Source organism: Blastococcus sp. CT_GayMR16 (assembly GCF_004570875.1).
GTDB lineage: Bacteria > Actinomycetota > Actinomycetes > Mycobacteriales > Geodermatophilaceae > Blastococcus_B.
This window is the reverse complement of record NZ_SPQK01000014.1, coordinates 81,126-101,603: the sequence shown is the minus strand read 5'-3', so window position 1 is coordinate 101,603 and position 20,478 is coordinate 81,126. Positions and strand designations below refer to the sequence as shown.

At 72.2% G+C, this 20,478-nt stretch carries 21 protein-coding genes and 1 tRNA gene; 11 read left to right on the top strand and 11 right to left on the bottom strand.

The window, feature by feature from the left end; genetic code table 11:
• Positions 1 to 5 precede the first annotated feature (5 nt).
• Positions 6 to 476 carry a hypothetical protein gene (locus E4P38_RS15450; protein WP_135132828.1) on the bottom strand — a complete coding sequence of 157 codons (471 nt, stop codon included), beginning with the start codon at positions 474 to 476 and terminating at the stop codon, positions 6 to 8.
• 109 nt (positions 477 to 585) lie between these two features.
• Here E4P38_RS15450 and E4P38_RS15445 point away from each other — a divergent pair, with 109 nt between their 5' ends.
• A complete protein-coding gene (locus E4P38_RS15445; RefSeq protein ID WP_135132827.1) occupies positions 586 to 1,608 on the top strand; it encodes a YncE family protein in 1,023 nt (340 codons plus the stop codon).
• Positions 1,609 to 1,611: 3 nt separating this feature from the next.
• On the opposite strand, the gene E4P38_RS15440 is transcribed toward E4P38_RS15445, so the two are convergent.
• Positions 1,612 to 1,938: a hypothetical protein gene (locus E4P38_RS15440; RefSeq protein ID WP_245161056.1), complete on the bottom strand. Its 327-nt coding sequence runs from the start codon at positions 1,936 to 1,938 to the stop codon at positions 1,612 to 1,614.
• Positions 1,939 to 2,000: 62 nt separating this feature from the next.
• Between E4P38_RS15440 and E4P38_RS15435 the strand changes: the two genes are divergently transcribed.
• Positions 2,001 to 2,204 carry a DUF5703 family protein gene (locus E4P38_RS15435; RefSeq protein WP_135132826.1) on the top strand — a complete coding sequence of 68 codons (204 nt, stop codon included), beginning with the start codon at positions 2,001 to 2,003 and terminating at the stop codon, positions 2,202 to 2,204.
• Here the strand turns inward: E4P38_RS15435 and E4P38_RS15430 are convergent.
• From E4P38_RS15430 to E4P38_RS15410, 5 genes are all read right to left on the bottom strand, one after another.
• Positions 2,197 to 2,685, bottom strand: a complete 489-nt coding sequence (locus tag E4P38_RS15430) for a DUF2867 domain-containing protein (RefSeq protein ID WP_135132825.1) — start codon at positions 2,683 to 2,685, stop codon at positions 2,197 to 2,199. The genes E4P38_RS15435 and E4P38_RS15430 overlap by 8 nt on opposite strands.
• Positions 2,686 to 2,745: 60 nt before the next feature.
• On the bottom strand, positions 2,746 to 3,384 hold the full coding sequence (locus E4P38_RS15425) for a pentapeptide repeat-containing protein (protein WP_245161055.1): 639 nt from the start codon (positions 3,382 to 3,384) through the stop codon (positions 2,746 to 2,748).
• Positions 3,385 to 3,542: 158 nt separating this feature from the next.
• Positions 3,543 to 4,499 carry an NADPH:quinone oxidoreductase family protein gene (locus E4P38_RS15420; RefSeq protein ID WP_135132824.1) on the bottom strand — a complete coding sequence of 319 codons (957 nt, stop codon included), beginning with the start codon at positions 4,497 to 4,499 and terminating at the stop codon, positions 3,543 to 3,545.
• A 147-nt stretch (positions 4,500 to 4,646) separates the two neighbouring features.
• Positions 4,647 to 5,447: an SDR family NAD(P)-dependent oxidoreductase gene (locus E4P38_RS15415; RefSeq protein ID WP_135132823.1), complete on the bottom strand. Its 801-nt coding sequence runs from the start codon at positions 5,445 to 5,447 to the stop codon at positions 4,647 to 4,649.
• Positions 5,448 to 5,454: 7 nt separating this feature from the next.
• Positions 5,455 to 6,783, bottom strand: coding sequence for a M20/M25/M40 family metallo-hydrolase (locus E4P38_RS15410; protein WP_135132822.1), 1,329 nt, complete (start codon positions 6,781 to 6,783; stop codon positions 5,455 to 5,457).
• 181 nt (positions 6,784 to 6,964) lie between these two features.
• Between E4P38_RS15410 and E4P38_RS15405 the strand changes: the two genes are divergently transcribed.
• From E4P38_RS15405 to E4P38_RS15385, 5 genes are all read left to right on the top strand, one after another.
• The gene (locus E4P38_RS15405; protein WP_245161054.1) at positions 6,965 to 7,906 is read left to right on the top strand and encodes a GGDEF domain-containing protein; all 942 of its coding nucleotides are present in this window, start codon (positions 6,965 to 6,967) and stop codon (positions 7,904 to 7,906) included.
• Positions 7,907 to 7,981: 75 nt separating this feature from the next.
• Positions 7,982 to 8,066: transfer RNA gene (locus tag E4P38_RS15400), tRNA-Leu, on the top strand.
• 237 nt (positions 8,067 to 8,303) lie between these two features.
• Entirely contained in the window at positions 8,304 to 8,759 is a 456-nt protein-coding gene (locus tag E4P38_RS15395; protein ID WP_280791089.1) for a VOC family protein, read from the top strand.
• Between the two features lie 384 nt (positions 8,760 to 9,143).
• Positions 9,144 to 9,425, top strand: coding sequence for a dihydrofolate reductase family protein (locus tag E4P38_RS23590; RefSeq protein WP_245161052.1), 282 nt, complete (start codon positions 9,144 to 9,146; stop codon positions 9,423 to 9,425).
• 195 nt (positions 9,426 to 9,620) lie between these two features.
• Entirely contained in the window at positions 9,621 to 10,070 is a 450-nt protein-coding gene (locus E4P38_RS15385; protein ID WP_135132820.1) for a hypothetical protein, read from the top strand.
• Positions 10,071 to 10,126: 56 nt separating this feature from the next.
• On the opposite strand, the gene E4P38_RS15380 is transcribed toward E4P38_RS15385, so the two are convergent.
• Positions 10,127 to 10,537: an ester cyclase gene (locus E4P38_RS15380; protein ID WP_167760583.1), complete on the bottom strand. Its 411-nt coding sequence runs from the start codon at positions 10,535 to 10,537 to the stop codon at positions 10,127 to 10,129.
• A gap of 410 nt (positions 10,538 to 10,947) precedes the next feature.
• On the opposite strand from E4P38_RS15380, the gene E4P38_RS15375 reads away from it, so the two are divergent.
• Positions 10,948 to 11,877 carry an SDR family NAD(P)-dependent oxidoreductase gene (locus tag E4P38_RS15375; protein WP_135132818.1) on the top strand — a complete coding sequence of 310 codons (930 nt, stop codon included), beginning with the start codon at positions 10,948 to 10,950 and terminating at the stop codon, positions 11,875 to 11,877.
• Between the two features lie 7 nt (positions 11,878 to 11,884).
• On the opposite strand, the gene E4P38_RS15370 is transcribed toward E4P38_RS15375, so the two are convergent.
• A complete protein-coding gene (locus E4P38_RS15370) occupies positions 11,885 to 13,120 on the bottom strand; it encodes a YbfB/YjiJ family MFS transporter (protein ID WP_167760582.1) in 1,236 nt (411 codons plus the stop codon).
• Positions 13,121 to 13,298: 178 nt separating this feature from the next.
• Here E4P38_RS15370 and E4P38_RS15365 point away from each other — a divergent pair, with 178 nt between their 5' ends.
• Entirely contained in the window at positions 13,299 to 15,245 is a 1,947-nt protein-coding gene (locus tag E4P38_RS15365; RefSeq protein WP_135132816.1) for an FAD-binding monooxygenase, read from the top strand.
• A 266-nt stretch (positions 15,246 to 15,511) separates the two neighbouring features.
• On the opposite strand, the gene E4P38_RS15360 is transcribed toward E4P38_RS15365, so the two are convergent.
• Entirely contained in the window at positions 15,512 to 15,790 is a 279-nt protein-coding gene (locus E4P38_RS15360; RefSeq protein WP_135132815.1) for a hypothetical protein, read from the bottom strand.
• Positions 15,791 to 16,014: 224 nt separating this feature from the next.
• Between E4P38_RS15360 and E4P38_RS15355 the strand changes: the two genes are divergently transcribed.
• Complete coding sequence (locus E4P38_RS15355; RefSeq protein ID WP_135132814.1) at positions 16,015 to 17,022, top strand: hypothetical protein; 1,008 nt, start codon at positions 16,015 to 16,017, stop codon at positions 17,020 to 17,022.
• 3 nt (positions 17,023 to 17,025) lie between these two features.
• Here E4P38_RS15355 and E4P38_RS15350 read toward each other — a convergent pair whose 3' ends face one another.
• Positions 17,026 to 17,841 carry an aldo/keto reductase gene (locus tag E4P38_RS15350; protein WP_167760581.1) on the bottom strand — a complete coding sequence of 272 codons (816 nt, stop codon included), beginning with the start codon at positions 17,839 to 17,841 and terminating at the stop codon, positions 17,026 to 17,028.
• Between the two features lie 489 nt (positions 17,842 to 18,330).
• Here E4P38_RS15350 and E4P38_RS15345 point away from each other — a divergent pair, with 489 nt between their 5' ends.
• Positions 18,331 to 20,475: an MMPL family transporter gene (locus E4P38_RS15345; protein WP_135132812.1), complete on the top strand. Its 2,145-nt coding sequence runs from the start codon at positions 18,331 to 18,333 to the stop codon at positions 20,473 to 20,475.
• Positions 20,476 to 20,478: the final 3 nt, after the last annotated feature.

The following is a 20,478-nucleotide window of genomic DNA, read 5'->3' as shown; positions in this document are numbered from 1 at the left end:
GCCGACTACTGGTTCAGCGCGACGGTCCGGCGGAGGCCGCGGCGCCGGCGGACGACGTAGACCGCCAGCAGGGAGAACACGGCGACGCTGACCCAGTTCACGTCCTCCGGATGGCCCATCAGCACCCGGACAAGGAGGAAGCCCAGCACGCCTGCCGCCCAGAGGCATCCCAGCGCGACCAGGACCCGCCCCCGCCGGGTGCGTGGCCGGCGCGCCCCCTGCTCGAGCAGCAGCTGAGCCCAGTCGACCGCCGCGCGGCGCAGGCGCGGGTCGTCGAAGCGACGCCCGCGCGGGACCCCCCGGGCGAGCAGCGCCGCCTCGGCGCCGGTCAGACCGTGCGCGCGGACTGCCTCGCGCCAGGGATCGTGTTCGGCTCCGGGGCGCAGGCGGCTCCAGACCCGTCGGCCGCCGACCCACCAGGCCAGCAGCGGCAGGCCGAGGACGAGCAGCCCGATGATCACCCACGCCGCCGTCACGGTCGCAGATCATCATGGATCTCCTGGTCCGCGCACGACCACGGTCGACGTGTCGCCGTATCGAGGGACGTCGACAGGGCGACAGGTCGACATCCGCCCGGACCGGCGCGTGCGAACCCCGCAGGTGACGACCGACGGCATGCGGCGGGCCGGAACCGCCGTCCTCCTGCTCGCGCTCTCCCTCACCGCCTGCTCTCCGGGTGACGCGCCGCCCGCCGACGACCGGCCCGGCGCGGCCGAACCCGGCGACTCACCACCCCTCACGACCGAGCCCGCGGGCACCGTCGTCGACCTCGGACCCCAACCCGAGGGCATGGTCTTCGACCCGGTCACCGGGCTGCTCGCCATCACCGTGCGCGATCCCGATCGGCTGCTGCTCGTCGACGGCGCGACCGGGACGACGGTCCGCGAGGTGCCGCTGCCCGGCCACGCCCGGCATCTGCAGCTGGCCGAGCCCGGCGGCCCCGTCCTGGTGCCGGCCGAGGACTCGAACACCCTGGTGGAGGTGGCGCTCCCCGGCGGCAGCACGACCGAGACCGAGGTCGGCGAGTACCCCCACGATGCGGTCCAGGTCGCCGGCGGTCAGCGGCTGGTCGCCGACGAGCGGGGCGGCACCCTGTCGGTCGTCACCGACGGCGAGGTGACCCGGACCATCGACAGCCAGACGCAGCCGGGCGGACTCGCCGCGGTCGGCGCACTGGCCGGGGTGGTCGACGTCGCGGACTTCACGCTGACGACCTACGACGTGCCCGCCGGCGAGCAGGAGACCGTGGCCGAGGCCGGTGCCGGGCCCACGCACGTCGTGGCCGATGCTCGGCAGCGTTTCCTGGTCGCGGACACCCGCGGGGACGCGGTGCTGGTGTTCGATTCCACGCCGCTCGCGCGCACGGAGACCTACGACCTGCCGGGCACCCCGTACGGCGTCGCCTACGACGGCACGGCGCAGGTGCTCTGGGTGACCCTGACCGCCGCCAACGAGGTCGTCGGGTTGTCCACCGCCGGCGACCGGCTCACCGAAATCGCCCGCTTCCCGACCGTCCGGCAGCCCAACACCGTCGCGGTCGATCCCGGTTCCGGGCGGGTGTTCGTGGGCAGCCGGACCACCGGCGCGCTGCAGCTCATCGACCCCTGAGGATCAGTTCTCCTCGTCGTCGTCCAGGGGTACGTCGACCTCCTGCTCGAGGACGTCGGCGTCGTCGGCCTCACGATCGCCGACCGGCCGGAGCGGACTGTCCGCTTCCCCGGGCCGTGCGGACAGCTGCTGCTCCAGGGCGTCCGCCTCCGGGACGTCGAGCTCGGGTGCCGACGCGTCGGCCGCGGAGGTCACGGCGGGCGGGTCGACCAACGCCTCCTGCTCCGCGCGGTCGGCGTCGGGCACATCGCTCGGGATGCCGGGCTCGGTCACGTCGTCCCCCCTCGAGGTGGGCTGCGGGTCGTCGTCCATCTTGGCGGTTCCGGACACGTTCGGGCAGGCCGGGAGCGGGCCTGGTGACCGATCGGCGTCCGGCATGCACAATCGTGGCGATGGAGGCGGCCGCGGATTACCAGTACGCGCCGCTGCGGATCCCGCCGGGCACGTCCCGGTCCGCAGCGGCGACGATGTTGAGCCTGCAGGCGGACACCGGCGGCTGGGAGCTCCTCCGCCTCCAACTGCACGCCGACGGCACCCGCAAGGTCATCCTGCGTCGCCGAGCACGACTGTCCTACCTGCCCGGCCCGGTCATCTGACGGCCTCCGCCGAGCCGCGCCGGCCCGACGGCGCCGCGCGCGAGAGCAGGTAGGGCGCGATCCGCCGGTGGAGCGGGCCGACGAGGGTCCAGACGGCGCGGGCCGCCGCCGGCCGGACGTAGAAGAGGGACGTCGTCAGGCGGGTGCAGGTCGGGTCGACGCGTCGTCCCACGATGACTGCGTCCAGCAGCGGCGAGGACGCCTCCACGCGGATCAGGTCGGGCTCGGTGGCCACGATCCGCCAGCCCAGGACGTGCTCGCGTGAGGGATGCGGTCCGAGCCGGAAGCGCAGGAGGTACCGGTGCGCGATCTGGATCGTCCATCGCACGGCCACCGGCGCCTCCTCGAGGGCGCACCGGGCCCACTGCTCGGCCGTCCGGGCGTCGGGCTCGGATGTGCCGATCTCGAACGCGTCGGCGTAGTCCGGCCGTCGGTTCCCGGAGAGCGGATCGGGCGCGGCCCGGACGCTGCGATCTCCCATCAGCCCCTCCTGCTCGACGATGCTGACCGGTCAACGACGGCGGGGCCCGCGAGGTGCGGTCTACCGCATCCAGTGGGCGGGGCGCTCGAGGACGTCGGGCAGCCGCGTCGACACGTCTCCGTGCGCCGCCTCGACCTGGGGCCGCGTGAGGAACAGGCATCGGCTCAGGTCGGCGCCCCGGACGTCGGCCGCGCGCAGGTCCGCGCCGAGGAGGTCGGCCGCGCCGAGGTCGACCCCCCGCAGATCCGCCCCGATCAGGTAGGCGCCGCGCAGGCTCGCGCCCGTCAGGCCTGCCCGCCGAAGGTCACGGCCCATGAGGTCGGCACCCCGTCGATCGACCGCGCCCGGCCGGCGGAGGAGATCGCTGACCTGCCCGAGCAGCTCCCCCACCTCCCGGCGGTAGGCACCGACGTCGAGGGCGGCCAGCTCCTCCGCGGTGCCGGCGGCGAGGGCCTCGGTCCGCGCCTGCGCCGTCCTGACCCGGTCGTGCAGTGCGGCCGCGGGCAGCGAGAGCGCCTCGGCGAGGTACCAGCGGATCTCGTGCAGCTGCCGCAGCACGGGCAGGAGGGCGAACTGCGCGGCGGCGAGGTCAGGGTCCTCCCGCCAGGAACGGCCCCCGAAGGTGACCTGGGTGAGCTGCTGGCCCGCGCCGAAGCAGTCGAAGACCTCGCAGCCGGGGAACCCCCGCTCGCGCAGCACCGCGTGGATGCCGCAGCGGAAGTCGGCCTGCAGGTTCGGGCACGGCCGGCCGGCCGGCTTGTCGATGGCGAAGTCGGCCGAGGCCGCGAAGGCGGGCGCGACGCAGCAGAGGCCCGCGCAGCGTGCGCAGTCCGCTCGGAGGTCGGCCCGTGCGTCGCTCAGGGGACCAGCACGACCTTGCCGACGGTGCTGCGGTCGGCGAGCTTGGCCAGCGCCTGGGGTGCCTGGTCCAGGGGCAGGACCTCGCCGACCAGCGGGTCGACGTGGCCTTCCTCGACCAGCCGGGTCAGCTGCTCGTGGACCATGCCGAACAGCGCCGGGTCGTGCTTGCGGTACAGGCCCCAGTGCAGGCCGACCACGCTGTAGTTCTTGACCAGCAGGTTGTTGGCCGGCGCCTCGGGGATCCGCCCGCTGGTGAAGCCGACGACGACGAGCCGGCCCTCGAAGGCGATGCACTTGCGGGACTTGTCGAACACGTCGCCGCCGACCGGGTCGTAGATCACGTCGGCGCCGTGCCCGCCGGTGACCTCCTTGACGATCGGGACGAAGTCCTCGGCCGTGTAGTCGATGACGTGGTCGGCGCCGAGGTCCGCGCAGACCTGCGTCTTGCGCGGACCACCAGCCGTGGCGATCACCTTCGCGCCCGCGGCCTTGCCCAGCTGGATCGCCGCCGTCCCGACGCCGCCGGCCCCGGCGTGCACGAGCAGCCACTCCCCCGCCTGCAGGTGCGCCCGGCGGTGCAGGCCGACGTACCCGGTCTGGTACGTCAGGTAAAGCGAGGCCGCCTTCTCGTCGCTCAGTCCCTCGGGCGCGGGGAAGGCGAAGTCCTTGTCCATCAGCGCGTATTCGGCGAAGGCGCCGGGGCCGTTGGACGGCGAGCCGATGACCCGCTGCCCGCTCTCGACGATCTCCCCGCACAGCTCGACGCCGGGGATGTAGGGCAGCGGCGGCTTCTCCTGGTACATCCCCATCGCCATGAGGACGTCGGGGAAGTTCAGCGCCGCAGCCTTCACCTTGACGAGGACCTGGCCCTCGCCGGGCGTGGGCTGATCGATCTCGTCGAGGCTCATGACCTTCGAGGGATCACCGAGCTCGTGGACCCGCCATGCCTTCATGCCCGGCGACCCTGCCAGATGCCGCGTGACCGCCGTCACCGGGTCCCGTGATGATCAGGAGACCTGATCATCTGGGGTCCTGGCTCACCGTCGACGGTGAGCCAGGACCCATCGAGGTGAGCCAGGACGGGTCAGCGCCAGGACGGGTCAGCGCATGGACGGCGGGCGCAACGCCTCCGGGACGACGGCCGTCTCGCCGCTCGCCGTCTTCGCCGAAGGAACGCCCTTGAACTTGTACGGGACGGCGCCGATCCCCGGCTGCACGATGTAGGCCGCGCCCGGCTCGCCCTGCGTCCAGGCGGCGATCATCGCGTCGGCGACCTCCTCGGCGGTGAGCACCGGGAAGTCGGCCTTCGCGAACTCCTCGCGCAGCGGGTCGATGATCGCGGTGTCGGCGAACCCGGGGCAGATCGCGGTGACGACGATGTCCTCACCGACCAGCCGCGGGGCCATGGAGCGGACGAACGCCACCGCCCCGCCCTTGGCCACGCTGTAGCCCGGGTCGGTGGACATCGGGGACAGCCCGGCCAGGGACGCCGTCACGACGATCGACCCACCGCCGGCCCGCCGCAGCGCCGGCAGCGCCGCCTCGGTGCCGTAGACGACGCCGAACAGGTCGATGTCGACGACGCGGAGGAACTCGTCGACGTCGAGGGCCTCGCGGGACTTCCCGGCGATGCCGGCGTTGAGGAACGCGGCGTCGAGCCGCCCGTGCTCGGCCTCGACCTGCGCCACGACGGCCGCGTTGGCCGCGCGGTCGGTGACGTCGAGGACGACGAAGGAGCTGTCGAGCTCCGTGGCCACCTGCCGGTTGCGCTCGCTGTCGAGGTCGGCGAGGACGACGGTGACGTCGAGCGCCCGGAGCTTGGTGGCGAGGGCGCGGCCGAAGCCGCCGGTCCCCCCGGTGATCAGAGCGACGGAGCCGGGCGCGGGTGTGGTGGCGGTCACTCCCCCATCATGCAGAGCGCAGGAAGCGGTCGAGCACCCGGATGCCGAACTGCAGCGACTCGATCGGCACGCGCTCGTCGATGCCGTGGAACAGCGAGGCGAAGTCCAGGTCCGGGGGAAGCCGCAGGGGCGAGAACCCGAAGCAGCGCATGCCGAGCCGCTCGAAGCTCTTGGCGTCGGTGCCGCCACTCATCGTGAAGGGCACCGGCCGGGCGCCGTCGTCCTCGGCCTTGAGCGCGGCAACCATCGAGTCGACCAGCGGGCCGTCGAACGTCGTCTCCACGGCTTGGTCGTGCACCAGCCACTCGCGCTGGATCCCCTCGCCGATGAGGCCCGCGAGCTGCCGCTCGAACTCCTCCTGCTGGCCGTAGAGGAACCGGCCGTCGACGGTCGCGCTCGCCGTCCCGGGGATGACGTTCGCCTTGTACCCGGCGTCGAGCATCGTGGGGTTGGCCGTGTTGCGCAGCGCCGCGCCGATCATCCGGCTGATGCCGCCGAGCCGGGCCAGCGCCTCCTCCGGCTCGTCCGGGTCGATCTCGATGCCGTAGGCCTCGCTGACCGCGTCGAGGAACTGCCGCATCGGCGGGGTGAGGACGGTGGGCAGCCGGGTCGAGCCGAGCCGGGCGACGGCCTCGCAGAGCCGGGTGACGGCGTTGTCGTCGTGCACGAAGGAGCCGTGCCCGGGCTTGCCACCGGCGGTCAGCCGCATCCAGGCCAGACCCTTCTCGGCGGTCTGGACGAGGTAGAGCCGCAGGTCGTCGCGGACGGTGATGCTGAAGCCGCCGACCTCGCTGATCGCCTCGGTGCAGCCCTCGAACAGGTCGGGGTGCTCGTCGACGAGCCAGCGGGCGCCGAGCTTGCCGCCCGCCTCCTCGTCGGCGACGTAGGCCAGCACGATGTCCCGCGGCGGGCGGACGCCGGTGCGGGCCCAGTCGCGGACCAGCGCCAGGACCATCGCGTCCATGTCCTTCATGTCGACCGCACCCCGGCCCCAGATGTAGCCGTCGCGGTCCTCGCCGGAGAACGGGTGGACGCTCCACTCGGCGGGGTCGGCCGGAACGACGTCCAGGTGGCCGTGCACCAGCAGGGCCGGGCGGCTCGGGTCGGTGCCCTCGATGCGGGCCACGAGGCTGGCCCGGCCAGGCTCGGACTCGCAGATCTGGGACTCGATGCCGACGTCGGCGAGTTTGCAGGCGACCCACTCCGCGGCGGCCCGCTCCCCCGCGCTCGTCGAGGTGTCACCGGTGTTCGTGGTGTCGATCCGGATGAGGTCGGACAGCAGTTCGGCGACCTCGCCCTGGGCGGCGTCAAGGGGGGCAGCGATCGGCTCGGCCATGCGCCGATCGTGCCATCCCGCGCACCGCCCCCCGATGGGGTGAGTGCGGATCCGGCAGGCGCACTCCCGTGCCGATATCTCGATGATGAGGATGCTGCCGGAGCTGCGGGCTCGAGATCCGCGCGCCGCCGCGCGCAGTGCGGTTCTGACCCTTGCGCTCTTCGCCGGCGTCGTCGCAGGCTTGACCAAGTATCAGGAGGCGACGGTCAGCGCCTCGGCCTACGTCGCGGGGTGGGTCCTCGTCCTCGTCCTCGCTGCGGCCGCTGCCGTGCACCTGCTGGTCGATCCCCTGCGGCTGGACCGCTGCCTCGCGGGCACCGCGATCTCGGTCGGCGGTGTCCTGGCCGCCACCGTGCTCAACCTGCTGACCGTGGACACGACCGCAGCCGCACAGGCGTTCCTCGCCTTCCCGGTGCTGTGGGCCGCCGCGCACCTGCGGCAGGGCGCGGTCATCCTGGTGACCGGTACCGCCGTCTGGGCCGACTGCGTGGTCCTCTTCCTGCTGCAGCCCCCCGCGGAGGCGGCGCAGGACCTGCTCTTCTTCGGCGCGGTGCTCGTCGTCCCGGCCGTGATGCTCACCCGCGCGAACGGCCTGCAGGAGCGTCTGGTCGCCGAGCTGAAGGAGCAGGCCCGGGTCGATTCGCTGACCGGTCTGGTGAACCGCCGCTCGTTCGACGAGGCGCTCGAGTCGACCCTGATCCGGCCCGTCGGCGCCGGCACGGCCCTGGTCCTCATCGACGTGGACTCCTTCAAGACCATCAACGACTCCCACGGCCACCCGGTCGGGGACGCCGTCCTCGTCCACCTGGCGCGGGTGCTCCGGGATCAGATCCGTACGGACGACGCCGTGCTCTCCCGGCTCGGTGGCGACGAACTCGCCGTCCTGCTCCGCGACTGCACCCCGCACGTCGCGGAACGCCGGGCGGAGGACCTGCTCCTCGCCGTCCGATCGACGCCGCTTCCCCTGCCCGACGGCACGCTGCTGTCGCTGTCGATCAGCCTCGGCGTGGCCCACGTGCCCGAGCGGAAGGGCGACCTGACCACGCTGTACCACGACGCGGACGTCGCGCTGTACGAGGCGAAGCGGGCCGGCCGGGGTCGCGTGGCGGTCGCCTCGGCCTGACGTCGGCGGCCTGCTCGGTCGCGAGGAGGGGTGCGCCGAACGGCCCAGGCGGTCCGGTAGTCTGGACCGGCACTCGTCCGGGTGGCGGAATGGCAGACGCGCTAGCTTGAGGTGCTAGTGCCCTTTATCGGGCGTGGGGGTTCAAGTCCCCCCTCGGACACACCATCAGCGGCCCCGCGGTCATGACCGCGGGGCCGTCGTCGTCCAGGTCAGCCCGCGCCGGGCGCGTGCGGCGCATGCGTGTCGGAGCCGCTTCCAGGCCTGCTGCAGGTCCTCATCCGAGCGTCCGGGCACCCCGCCGATGAGTTGTGGCGACGCTCGCGGTCCCTCTGGGCAGGCACGGTCACCCGAGAGGTTGGTCGGCCGGAGGTCTGCGGCTGGTCGCTGCCGCACGCCGGTGGCCGAACCGTCCACCCCCGTCACAGGAGGACACCCGAAGAGGACCCTGCACTTCGGCCTCCGTGTGGCAGATCTCGAGCGGTCGCTCGCGTTCTACACGGCCGTCGGCTACGAGGTGGTCGGCGACGTCCCCGAGACCGGTATCGGGCACCTGACCATGCTGAAGCTCCCCGACGACGAGTTCGTCACCATCGAGCTCGTCCACCGACCCGGGAGAGGCGACGCGGATCCCGGGGCCGGCCTGAGCCACTTCGTCATCACGGTGGACTCGATGGACACGACCGTCGCCGCGCTCGCCACCCGGGGCATCGACGCCGAGGCGCCCACGTCACCGGATGGGTCGGACCAGTTCCTGACGACGTGGATCACCGACCCGGACGGCAACCGGATCGAGTTGGTCCAGTGGCCGGCCGATCACCCCGATGGCATGACCGCGGGCGACTTTGCCGACTGAGCCGGCACAAACAGAAGGAGAACCGCAAGGCGAGGTGCACCTCCACCGACCGGACCGTCCGATCCGACCTGACGAGAGGTAGGACGCTCATGACCGCAGCAGCGACCACTCCGATACGGCTGTACACGTCGATGTCCCTGGACGGCTTCATCGCGGGACCGGACGACCGGGGCGGGCAGGAGCTGGGACGCAACGGCGGGCGGTTGTTCAACTGGCTCGACGATCGGCTGTCCCCGGGAGTCAACGGGCAGGTCTACGCCGAGCTCATGGCAACCGGGGCCGTCATCCGGACGGCGCACCTTCGAACTAGCCGGGCGCTGGAACGGCGACCGTCACGACGGGGTGCCGATCCACGTCCCGACGCATCACATCGACGACCGAGACGTGCCACCGGGGAGCGCGAAGTTCTACACCGATGTCGTCGCATGCGCGACCGAGGCCCGCGCAGCGGCAGGCGGCCGTGCTGTCATGGTGCACGGAGCCGGTGCAGCGCAGGCGTTGCTCCGCGCCGGCCACCTCGACGAGATGGAGATCCACCTGCTCCCGGCCCTGCTGGGCGCCGGCCGTCCCTTGTTCGAGACACGGGACGCCGACCTCGTCGAACTGGAGCTCATCCGGCGGCTCGACGGTCGCGACGCAACACACCTGCGCTACCAGGTCCACTGACCCCGCTGCGACCGTCGGCGGTTGCCGGGGTGGTCGTGCGTGCCGCATATCGCGCAGTCGGGTCAGCAGAAGCTGCGCCGAGCGTGGAATTGATCCGTCAGGAATCAAGAAGTGCTGGCCTGTCCTCGGTCCTAGCCTTGCGCTCAGGATGGCCCCGCCGGGGGCGAGGCCCCGATGTCGAGAGGAAGTTCCGGGATGCCCGCCAAGACCACTCAGATCGAGTCCGACGGCTTCAGCGCCGAGGAACGGGCCGCGATGAAGCAACGCGCCGCCGAGTTGCGCGCCGAGGGGAAGAGCGGCGCCAAGAAGGCCGATGGAGTGCAAGCGGTGCTCGACAGCATTGCGAAGATGGCGGCGGACGATCGCGCCATTGCAGAGCGCGTACACGTCGTGGTGACCGCTACCGCCCCGGACCTGTGGCCAAAGACCTGGTACGGGATGCCCGCCTACGCCAACGCGGACGGCAAAGTCGTCGTCGCGTTCAAGAACGCAGGGAAATTCAGCCAGCGCTACTCGACCCTGGAATTCCAGGACTCGGCCCACCTCGACGACGGGGACATGTGGCCGGTGTCCTACGCGCTCGAGAAGTGGTCTCCCGCGGTGGAGAAGAAGGTTGCCGAGCTGTTGGGTGCAGCGGTCTCGTGACGGTCGAGGCGCATCGGTCTCTACCTCGAGGGAGCTTTCCGAGTGCTCGGTCCGGACTAGCTGGGCTGTGGCCAGCCCCCGACCTGTGCGAGAAGTCCGACATCATCGCGGCAGGCCCAGTGCTCGATGATCGAGCTGTCCGCAACCCGCCAGATGTGGATGAAGTCCCACGCGACGGCGTTCCCGGTCGGAGGTAGCTCGGCGAGCAGCGGCATCGTCGAGGCCACATGTCGCCCGTGCATCGTGAGCTGGACGACGACAAGGTCGTTCTGGGCCACGACGCGATGGATCGTTGCCGTCGGGTGATCGAGGTCGTGGTCGAGCGTCGTCAACGTCTGTCGAAATCCCTCGCGGCCCTGTGGCCCGGCCGCGTGCTGGAGGAAGTCCTCGGCGATGAGACCGAAGGCGGAATCGTCGCGCAGCTCCAGGGCCCGGTGAAAAGCCGACACGGTCTCTGCGGGCGTCATCGCGTCAGTACACATGAGGCCGGGCTGCTCGTGCGGAGTCCAACTCGTCCCGCGTCCTATCGACGCCGGCTGATGATCACCGTCTCAGGGCCCTAGGACACCTCCCGCTCCCCTCCCCTGGCCGGAGCGCGACCGCAGCTGTGGCGCTCCTCGGCTGATGCTCCGGCTCGTCCATCCCGGCATCCTCACGGGCGCGCTGCGCCGGTGCGTGGCGGATGGCACGACAGGGCGTGGCGACCAGCGCACCACCGGATGGTGCGGCCAGCACGGGGCGATCAGCTAACCTCCGCTTGCCGGTCCAACTGGTATGGCATCCCGTATGGCATCCTGCGCGCCCCGGAGTGTCGCCCAGGCGCGTCCAGGCCCACGCCGGGCAGGCCCGGGCCGTTCCCAAGCGAGAGGAATCCACCATGACCCGCAGCGATTTCGAGAACCGCGTCGCGATCATCACCGGCGCCGGGCGGGGCCTGGGACGGACCTACGCCCTGGCGCTCGCGGAGCGTGGCGCCAAGGTCGTGGTGAACGACCCCGGTTCCGCCGTGGACGGCGCCGGCGCCACGGAAGACGCGGCCGGGAGCGTGGTGGCCGAGATCCGTGCCGCCGGCGGGGAGGCGATCGCCAACTACGGCAGCGTCACCGACCCTGCGGGGGTGCAGGCGATGGTCGACGAGACCGTGGACGCCTTCGGCCGCGTGGACGTCCTGATCAACAACGCGGGCATCCTGCGGGACCGCTCCTTCCACAAGGTGGACCTGGCCGACCTGCTGGCCGTCCTCGACGTGCACCTGACCGGCTCCATCAGGTGCGCCCACGCCGTGTGGCCGCTCATGCGGGACCAGGGCTACGGCCGGATCATCTTCACCTCGTCCCAGAACGGCACCTACGGCAACTTCGGCCAGGCCGGCTATGCAACGGCCAAGGCCGCCGTGCTGGGGCTCATGAAGGTGCTCGCCATCGAAGGTGCGTCCAAGGACATCCGGACCAACACGATCGTCCCGGTCGCCACGTCGCGCATGACGAAGGGCACGATCATCGGCGACGACACCGACGCCGAGAACCTGCCCCCCGAGGCGGTCGCGTCGGGAGTCCTCTTCCTGGTGGGCGAGTCCGCACCCAACGGCGTGATCCTCAACGCCGGTGGCGGCTGCTACTCGGTCAGCGAGATCCCGGAGACCCGGGGTGTCTATCTGGGCAAGGACGCCCAGCCCGAGGACGTCCAGGCGCACTGGGACGAGATCCGCGCAGGCGGCTACGTCGACGTGCTGGAGAACGGCCCCGCCCAGTTCACCAAGTTCCTGGGCATGGCGCGGGGAGAGTGGCCGGTCAGCACCCAGGGGTGACCGAGGGTCAGGACGACTCGGGCTCGATGAGGCGGGATCGGGCAGCGGGGCCGCGGCGGGGCAGCGTCGCGGAGGCGAGGGCGGCCCCGAGCGCAGCCGCAGCGGCGACCAGGAACGCCGTCGAGAAGCTGCCCGTACGGTCCGCGATCCACCCCGCGAGCTGAGGACCCACCAGCTGCGCCAGCCCGAAGACGAGGGTGACCGCCCCGAACGCCGCGGCGAACCGGCGGGGGTCGAGCCAGTCGGCCAGGTGGGCGGCGAGCACCGCCGGCGCCCCGGACATCGCCAGGCCGAACACGATCGCGGAGAACACCGCCCACGGCTCGGCGCCGACCGGGACGAGCAGGATCGCCGCTGTCATACCCACGTAGGTCCAGGTCATGGCCGCGCGCCGTCCCACGTGGTCCGACCAGCGGCCGAGCAGGATCCCGCCGGCAGTGATGCACACCCCGGTGAGGGCGAACACCGCGGAGGCGTGACCGGAGCCGAAGCCGGCGTCGTCCTCGTACGCGGCGATCAGGAACGTCATGTAGATCGCGATCGCCAGTCCGTAGCCGCCGTAGGACAGCGTGCAGCCGACCCAGCCGGGCACCGAGCGCAGCGTGGAGATGTGCACCGGGCCGGAGACAGGGGTGACGCGCGGGCGCAGCCAGCGGGCTGCCGCAAGAGCGACGAGCGCGGAGACCACCGCCTCGATCCCCCAGACCGGTCGCCACGCGCCGGGGCCGGCGACGGCGTGCACCAGGGCGGTCAGGCCGCTGCTCGCGATCACGCCGACGCCCACCCCGCTGCCGGTCAGTCCGATCGCGAGGCCGCGACGGGAGGGACGGACGGCGGATCCGGCGATACCCGGGGCAGGCACCCAGATCATCGCCCCGCCGAACCCGGCCAGGACCATGCCCGCCACCAGGACCGGCACCGACCGCGCCAGAGCGAGGACCGACACCCCGCCCGTGGTGAGCAGCAGGCCGAGGCGCACCGAGGTCTCCGGTGCCAGGCGGCCGGCGGTGAGGCTGACGAGCAGGGTCCCCCCGAGGTACGCGGTGAGGTTCAGCGTGCCGAGCAGCCCGGCGACGGCGTAGGAGTGCACGAGATCGGCATTGACGGCGGGCAGCAGGAGCGCATAGCCGAAGCGCCCGAAGCCCTGACCCACGCCTGCCGCCAGCACCAGGAGCGGAATGAGCACCTGCGGCCCGGAGGCGGGGCGGCTGTCCCCCGCTACCCGAGCAGGGAAACGGCGCACCGACGGAGCGTAGGTCGCCACCCCTCGTGACGCGGGGCCTGCTGGCAGCAGGGAGCCGACGGAAGCGATCGCGCGGGCGGGTCCAGTTCTTCACTACAGAAAACCCTGTCCCGTCCCGGCGGTCTCCGGCACCGTCGTGCTCACGACGCACAGCACCACGGATGTCAGGGGATCAGGCGTGCAGTTCTATCTCGACGGTTACCGGGCCGGCGATCCGTTCGTCGAGCAGCCACACCCCTCCGTCGCGGACCGGCCGGACGGCCTGCCCGAGGAGGTCGACGTCCTGATCGTCGGGTGCGGTCCCGCCGGACTCGTCCTCGCGGCGCAACTGGCCAACTTCCCGGACATCACCACCGCGGTCATCGACCGGAGGGACGGTCCCCTCGAGGTCGGCCAGGCCGACGGCGTCGCCTGCCGCACCGTGGAGATGTTCGAGGCCTTCGGCCTCGCCGACCGACTGGTCGCGGAGGGCTACTGGGTCAACGAGGTCTCCTTCTGGCGACCGGATCCCGAGGACCGCACCAGGATCACGCGGACCGGGCGCATCCAGGACGTCGAGGACGGCCTGTCGGAGTTCCCGCACGTCATCGTCAACCAGGCACGCATGCTCGCCTACCTGCGCGACTCCATGGAGCGGTCCGCAAGCAGGCTGCGGCCGTTCTACGGGCTGCACGCCAGTGGGCTCACCGTCGACACCGGCGGCTCACCCGAGCACCCGGTGACCGTCACCCTGCAGCACCTGAAGGAGTCGCAGGAGACGGGCGGGACGTCGACCGTCCGGGCGAAGTTCGTCGTCGGCTGCGACGGCGCACGCAGCGGGATCCGGACGGCGATCGGCCGCGAGCTGGTCGGCGATCCGATGAACCAGTCCTGGGGCGTCATGGACGTGCTGGCAGTGACCGACTTCCCGGACATCCGGCTCAAGTCCGCGATCCTGTCGGCGAACCAGGGCAACCTCCTGATCATCCCGCGGGAGGGTGGGTACCTGGTCCGGCTCTACATCGAGCTGGACGAGGTCCACGACCGGGAGATGCTGGACAACCGGAGCGTCACCCCGGAGAAGCTCGCCGCCGTGGCGAACCGGGTCCTGCACCCGTACACCCTCGACGTGAAGGACGTCGGCTGGTGGTCGGTCTACGAGATCGGGCAGCGGCTCTGCGACAAGTTCGACGACGTGCCGGCGGCGGAGACGGGCACCCGGCTCCCCCGGGTGTTCATCGCGGGCGACGCCTGCCACACCCACAGCGCCAAGGCCGGCCAGGGCATGAACGTGTCCATGGCGGACGCGTGGAACCTCGGATGGAAGCTGGGCGCCGTCCTGCGGGGCACCGCCCGGCCGGAACTGCTCGACACCTACTCGGCGGAACGGCAGGTCATCGCCCAGGAGCTCATCGACTTCGACCGCGAGTTCGCGACGATGTTCAGCGCGCCGCCGAAGCACTCCGACGAGACCGAGGGCGGGAGCGAGGGCGTCGACCCGGCGGAGTTCCAGCGGTACTTCGCCGCACAGGGCCGCTTCACCGCGGGGGTCGCGACCAGGTACGCGTCCTCGGTGATCACCGCCGGCACCGGGTTCCAGCACCTGGCGGAGGGATTCCCGGTCGGGATGCGCTTCCACTCCGCCCCCGTCGTCCGGCTCGCCGACGCCAAGCCGGTCCAGCTCGGCCACGTCGCCCGTGCGGACGGCGCCTGGCGCGTCTACGTCTTCGCCGACCGGGACGACCCGATGGGGCCCGACTCCCGGGTCCGGGCGCTGTGCGGGTTCCTCGCCTCGGAGCAGTCGCCGCTCACGCGCTGCACGCCGGCCGGCGCCGACCCCGACTCGGTCATCGACGTCCGCGCGGTCTTCCAGCAGGGACATCGCGACCTGGCCGTCGGCGACCTGCCCCCGGTCCTGCTGCCGCGGAAGGGCAGGCTCGGCCTCGTCGACTACGAGAAGGTCTTCTGCCCCGACCCCGCGGCCGACGACGTCTTCGACCTGCGGGGGATCGACCGCGAGGCGGGCTGCCTGGTCGTCGTCCGACCGGACCAGTTCGTCGCCCACGTGCTTCCGCTGGACGGACACGAGGAGCTGGCCGACTTCTTCTCCCGGATCCTCCTTGACGCCCGGAGCACGGCTCGCTGACGCCCGGCTCGGGGTGCACGACATCGATCAGGGGCTGCCACCCATCCGGTCGGTGAGCGTGTCCATGTCGACGCCGACCGACTCGAAGGACGAGCGCGTCCAGGCCGAGGTCGGCTCCGAAACGGAGACTGTGGACCGCCGGGTCGAATGCGAATCAGCTCGAGGTCGACGAGGCTCCTCGCGCTGGGCGGGACTGGCCAGACCGTCACTCCCCCGGCCGCGACGCCGCCGACCGAGATCCTGCGACGACCGGCGCGTCAGCGCACTCAGTTTCCTCTTGTCTGCTCAGCGGCACGGTGCGTCTCGGCTCGCTGGACCGGCGGGCCGGGTGGGTCCACGACCGGGTCCTCGCGCCCGCCCGACCGCGCGTCCAGCCACGCCTTCCAGTCCGACCGCTCGTCCCGTCCGGTTCCGGTCGCGCTGATCATCAGGAACGCCACGGCGACGACGACCAGGACGACCAACCCGGTGAGGATGAGCTCCCAGCCGAACAGGGGTGGCACGGTCATGCTGCCCGGGGGCAACGGGGTCGTCGCGTTCGCCATGGGACGAGGGTGCGGGACGTCGTGCGCCCTGGAGCGCCTGGTGCCCGTCCTCTCACTCCCCTGAGCGACGTCACGCAGAGCGAGCGCGCCGGCCCCGGCAACCGGATCGGGCGTCCCGGCCCTCCCCTCCGGGTGATGCCCGGCCGCCAGCGGTCTGCGCGGCCCCCTGCGGCCCGTAGCGTTCCGGAACTCAGGCTGGAAAAACTGCGCGGGGAGGCAAGTGGATGACCATCGAGCTGCATGTGGATCAGAGAGCTCCCCGCCCCCTGCGGGTGCTGGACACCGTCCTGGGGACGGCGCCGCTGGACCGAGAGCGCCCGCACGTCTCCGGGGACCTGCCCACGGTCCTCCAGGCCGGGCCGATGTTCCGGCGGGCCGTCGCCGGCTACGACCGCTTCCAGGTCGACACCTACGTCCAGTGGGCCGAGGACGAGCTGGCCACGGCCGATCGCGAACGCGAGCACCTGCTCGCCAGCCATCTGTCCACCCGGGCCGCCCTCGACGAAGCCCGCACGCTGCTCTCCCACTCGTCGGGAGGCGCAGAGTTCCTCGGACTGTCGCGTCATCTGGGGTCGATGCTCGCCGCGGCGGCCGACGAGGCCGAGAACATGCGGGGCGAGGCCGAGAACCACCGTTCCGTTGCTGCCGCGCAGGCGCAGGTCACGGTCGCCCGCGCCGAACGGGTGCTCGGCGCCGCGGAGGCCGAGGTGGGACGGCTGGTCGCCGAGGGAGCCGACGAGGTGCGGGGGATGACGGCGCGGGCCGGCCGGATCCTCGCGGCGGCCGCTCGGACGGGCAAGGATGCTCGCGCCGAGGCCGCATCGCGGCTCCGGGCGGTTCAGGCGATCGAGCAGCGCGCCGCCGAGCACGTCGAGCAGATCAGGCAGCAGGCCGTGCTCGAGGCAGCTGCCGCCCGGCTGCACGCCCGGGACGAGGTCGTGCGGATGCTGAGCACCGCACGGGAGCAGCGGCGTCGGGCCGACGCCGAGGCCCTCGCAACCCGCGAGCGCGTCGATCGGGACGCGGCGATGCGCTCGGCCTCCCTCCTCGCCCAGGTGGAAGCGCTCCATGGGCAGGTCGAGGCCCTCCGGCACCAGCGATCCGCACTCCGGGCAGAGGTCGACGTGCTGACCGAGACCGTCGCGGCCACGACCAGCCGCTCGCTGGACGCCCACCTGGGCCGGCTGCTCGAGCGGCTCGGCTGGCGGCACCGGTCCCTCCGGGCGCCCTGACGGTCAGCGCGCGGTCGCCAGACGCTCGACGAGTGCCCGCTCCTCCGGCCCGAACCACGGCGGTGACCCCGCAGCGGCGTTCGCCCGGACCCGGTCGGGATGGGCGGTGGCGGCCAGCGAGACGGAGACCCGCGGGTCGCTCAGGCCCCATCTGAGCAGGGCCTGCACCCAGGTCGTGACACCGAACGGACGGAGCGGCGCGAGCTCGGCCGGGCTGGGCTCCCGGCGCACGAGCCGCCCCTCCCCCAGCGGGCGCATCAGCAGCACACCCAGGCCCAGGTCCTCGGCGAGCGGCAGGATCGTCTGCTCGACCTCGCGCTGCAGCGGGTTGTAGGGCACCTGAACGGTGTCGATGCGGCCCGTGGCCATGAGCTCGGCAAGTTCGGGAAAGGCCCCGGCGGAGTGGTGGGTGGCACCGATCAGGCCGACCAGCCCCCGAGCCCGGGCATCCTCGAGCATCGGCAGGTGCGTGGGCCAGGCGACCAGGTTGTGGATCTGCATCAGGTCGACGCGGCCGCCGTACCAGTCCACGGCGCGGGCGAGCTGGGCGACTCCCTCCTGCGCGGACGGCGTCCAGATCTTGTCGGCGATCACGACCTCGTCGCGCCTGCCGTCGAGCGCCTCGGCAAGGAGACGCTCGGCGTCGCCGTACATGGGTGAGGTGTCGACGAGCCGGACCCCCGCCGCGATGGCGGTGTCGACCAGCTCCCGGTGCCGCCCGGCCGCAGCAGCGGCCTCCAGCCGCTGCCAGGTGCCGAGCCCGACCACCGGCACGCTGATCCGGCCTCGACCCAGGCTCCGGCTCTCGATGGCGGCCACCCCCGCTCGGTCCAGGCTCAGTGCTCGACGCGACTACGCCGGGGACTGCTGCCCCGGGGCCCCGGCCGAGCCGGGTGGGCCGAGACGCTCCGGCCGACCGTAGACCTCGGCCAGCTCGTCGACCCGCACCTGGCAGCCCGCGAGGCAGTCGAACTCGACGGCCGGCTCGTGCCCCGCCCGTCGCCGAACTGCACCACGCGCAACCACCCCACGGCAGCGAGCTCGCCGCACCGGAGGCAGATCTCCCACGTCTCTTGGCCGACCTGCTGCTGCGGCCCTACCGACCGGACTTGCTGCGGGCGGTGCCGTCGCCCCGTGCCCGGACCCTGGCCGACCACAGCCTCGGGTCCGAACTGGCGACCTCGCACTGAGAGCAGGCCGGCTCCGCGCGGCCGGCGGGCCCGGAGGCACCCCGACGGCGCTAGCGTGGCCGCCCGGGCACCAGAGGCGCTGCCCGACCCGCGCCGACTGCTGCCCAAGGAGCAACCCGTGGAGTCCGTCGCCCGCTTCGTCCTGCGCCACCGCCTGCTCGTCGTCCTCGGCTGGGTGGCGCTGATGGTGGCCGGCGGGATCGCCGCCGGACCGGTGACCGATCGCCTGACCTTCGACTTCTCGCTGCCCGGCCAGCCCGGTTACGAGGCCGAACGCGACCTGATCGCCACCTTCGGCACGAGCACCGCCGACACCCTGGTGCCGGTGATCACCGTGCCCGAGGGAAGCACCGTGGCCGAGCGCGAGGCAGAGATCGCCGGACTCTTCGACGCGGTGCGCACCGCCGCGCCACAGGTCCGGGTGGTCGATCTCGGCAGCACGGGCGACGACGCGTTCGTCACCGACGACGGGCGCAGCACGTTCGCGCTGATCCAGGGCCCGGAACCCACCGGCTTCGGCCCCGGCATCGAAACCCAGGTACTGCCCGCTGTGCAGCAGGCAGCCGGGGCAGCCGGCCTGGACGTCGGACTCACCTCCTACGTGCTGCTCGCCGCAGGCGGCGACACCGAGGGACCCAGCGTGCTGGCCGAGACGCTCTTCGGCGCCGTGGGTGCCCTGGCCGTGCTGATCTTCGTCTTCGCGTCGTTCCTGGCACTCGTCCCGTTGATGATCGCCGCGGTGTCGATCCTCACCACGTTCCTGCTCGTGCTCGGGCTGACCTACCTCACCGACGTCAGCTTCGTCGTGCAGTTCCTCATCGCCCTGGTGGGCCTGGGCGTGGCCATCGACTACTCGCTGCTCCTGGTCTCCCGCTGGCGCGAGGAGCGCGCGCACGGGCATCCGAACGACGAGGCCGTCGTGATCGCCATGCGCACCGCAGGTCACGCCGTCGTCGCCTCCGGGGTGACGGTCGCGATCAGCCTGCTGGCGCTGATCATCGTTCCGGTTCCCTTCCTGCGGAGCATGGGCCTGGGCGGCATGCTCATCCCGCTGGTGAGCGTCGCGGTGGTCCTGACGCTGCTGCCGGCCCTGCTGTCGAAGATCGGGCCGCGGGTGGACTGGCCGCGGATCCGGCACGACGCCGTGGCCGCGCGCGGCTGGTCGGCGTGGGCGCGGCTCATCGTGCGCCGTCGATGGATCGCCACCGGCGTGGCCGTCCTGCTGCTGGCGCTGCTGGTCGCGCCGGTGTTCCACCTGAAGATCGGCCAGTCGAACACCGAGTCGCTGAGCCAGAGCGGGCCGGCGTTCGACGCCCTGCAGGTCCTCCAGGACGGCGGCGTCGGCGACGGGGTCCTCACCCCGATCGCGGTGCTCGTTCCCGATGCGGAGGCCGACGCGGCGGTCACGGCGGCGAGCGAGGTGCCCGGCGTCCGCATGGCCGTCGTCGGCGGTAGTCGGGACGGCGTGACCGTCGTCGACGTCGTCCCGGTCGACGAGACCGTCGACAGCACGAGCATCGCCGTCGTCGACGACGTCCGCGCGGCCGTCACGGACGCGGTCGAGGGCAGCGTCGGCATCGCCGGGACCGGCGCGATCGTGCAGGACTACTTCCGGGCCGTGTACGACAACTTCCCGTACGTCCTGGGCCTGATCGCACTGATCACCTTCGTGCTGCTGGTGCGCACGTTCCGGTCGCTCCTGCTGCCGATCAAGGCGGTGGTGCTCAACCTGGTGTCCCTCGCCGCGGTCTTCGGCGCCATCACCTGGTTCTGGCAGGACGGCCACGGCTCGGACGCGGTGTTCGGGATCTCGGCCACCGGAGCGATCACCTTCTGGTTGCCGGTGATCATCTTCGCGTTCCTGTTCGGGCTCTCGATGGACTACGAGGTCTTCATCCTGGCCCGCATGCGCGAGGAGTACGACGCGACCGGGAGCACCGGGCGGGCCGTCGTGACCGGGCTGGGGCGCACCGGGCGGCTGGTCACGTCCGCCGCGCTGATCCTCTTCTTCTCCTTCGCCGCGCTGGCCTCCTCCCCCGGCACCGACATCAAGGTCCTGGGGACGGCGTTGGGCGTCGGGATCCTGATCGACGCCACCATCGTGCGGGCGCTCCTGGTGCCGGCGCTGGTCAGCCTGTTCGGCCGGTGGAACTGGTGGCTGCCGGGCGGCTTGGCCCGGGTGCTCCGGGTCGAACCCTCCCCGGTCGCGGCGTCCGACGGCGAGCCGATGGTGGACGAACGACCCCTGACGCCCACGCGCTGATCG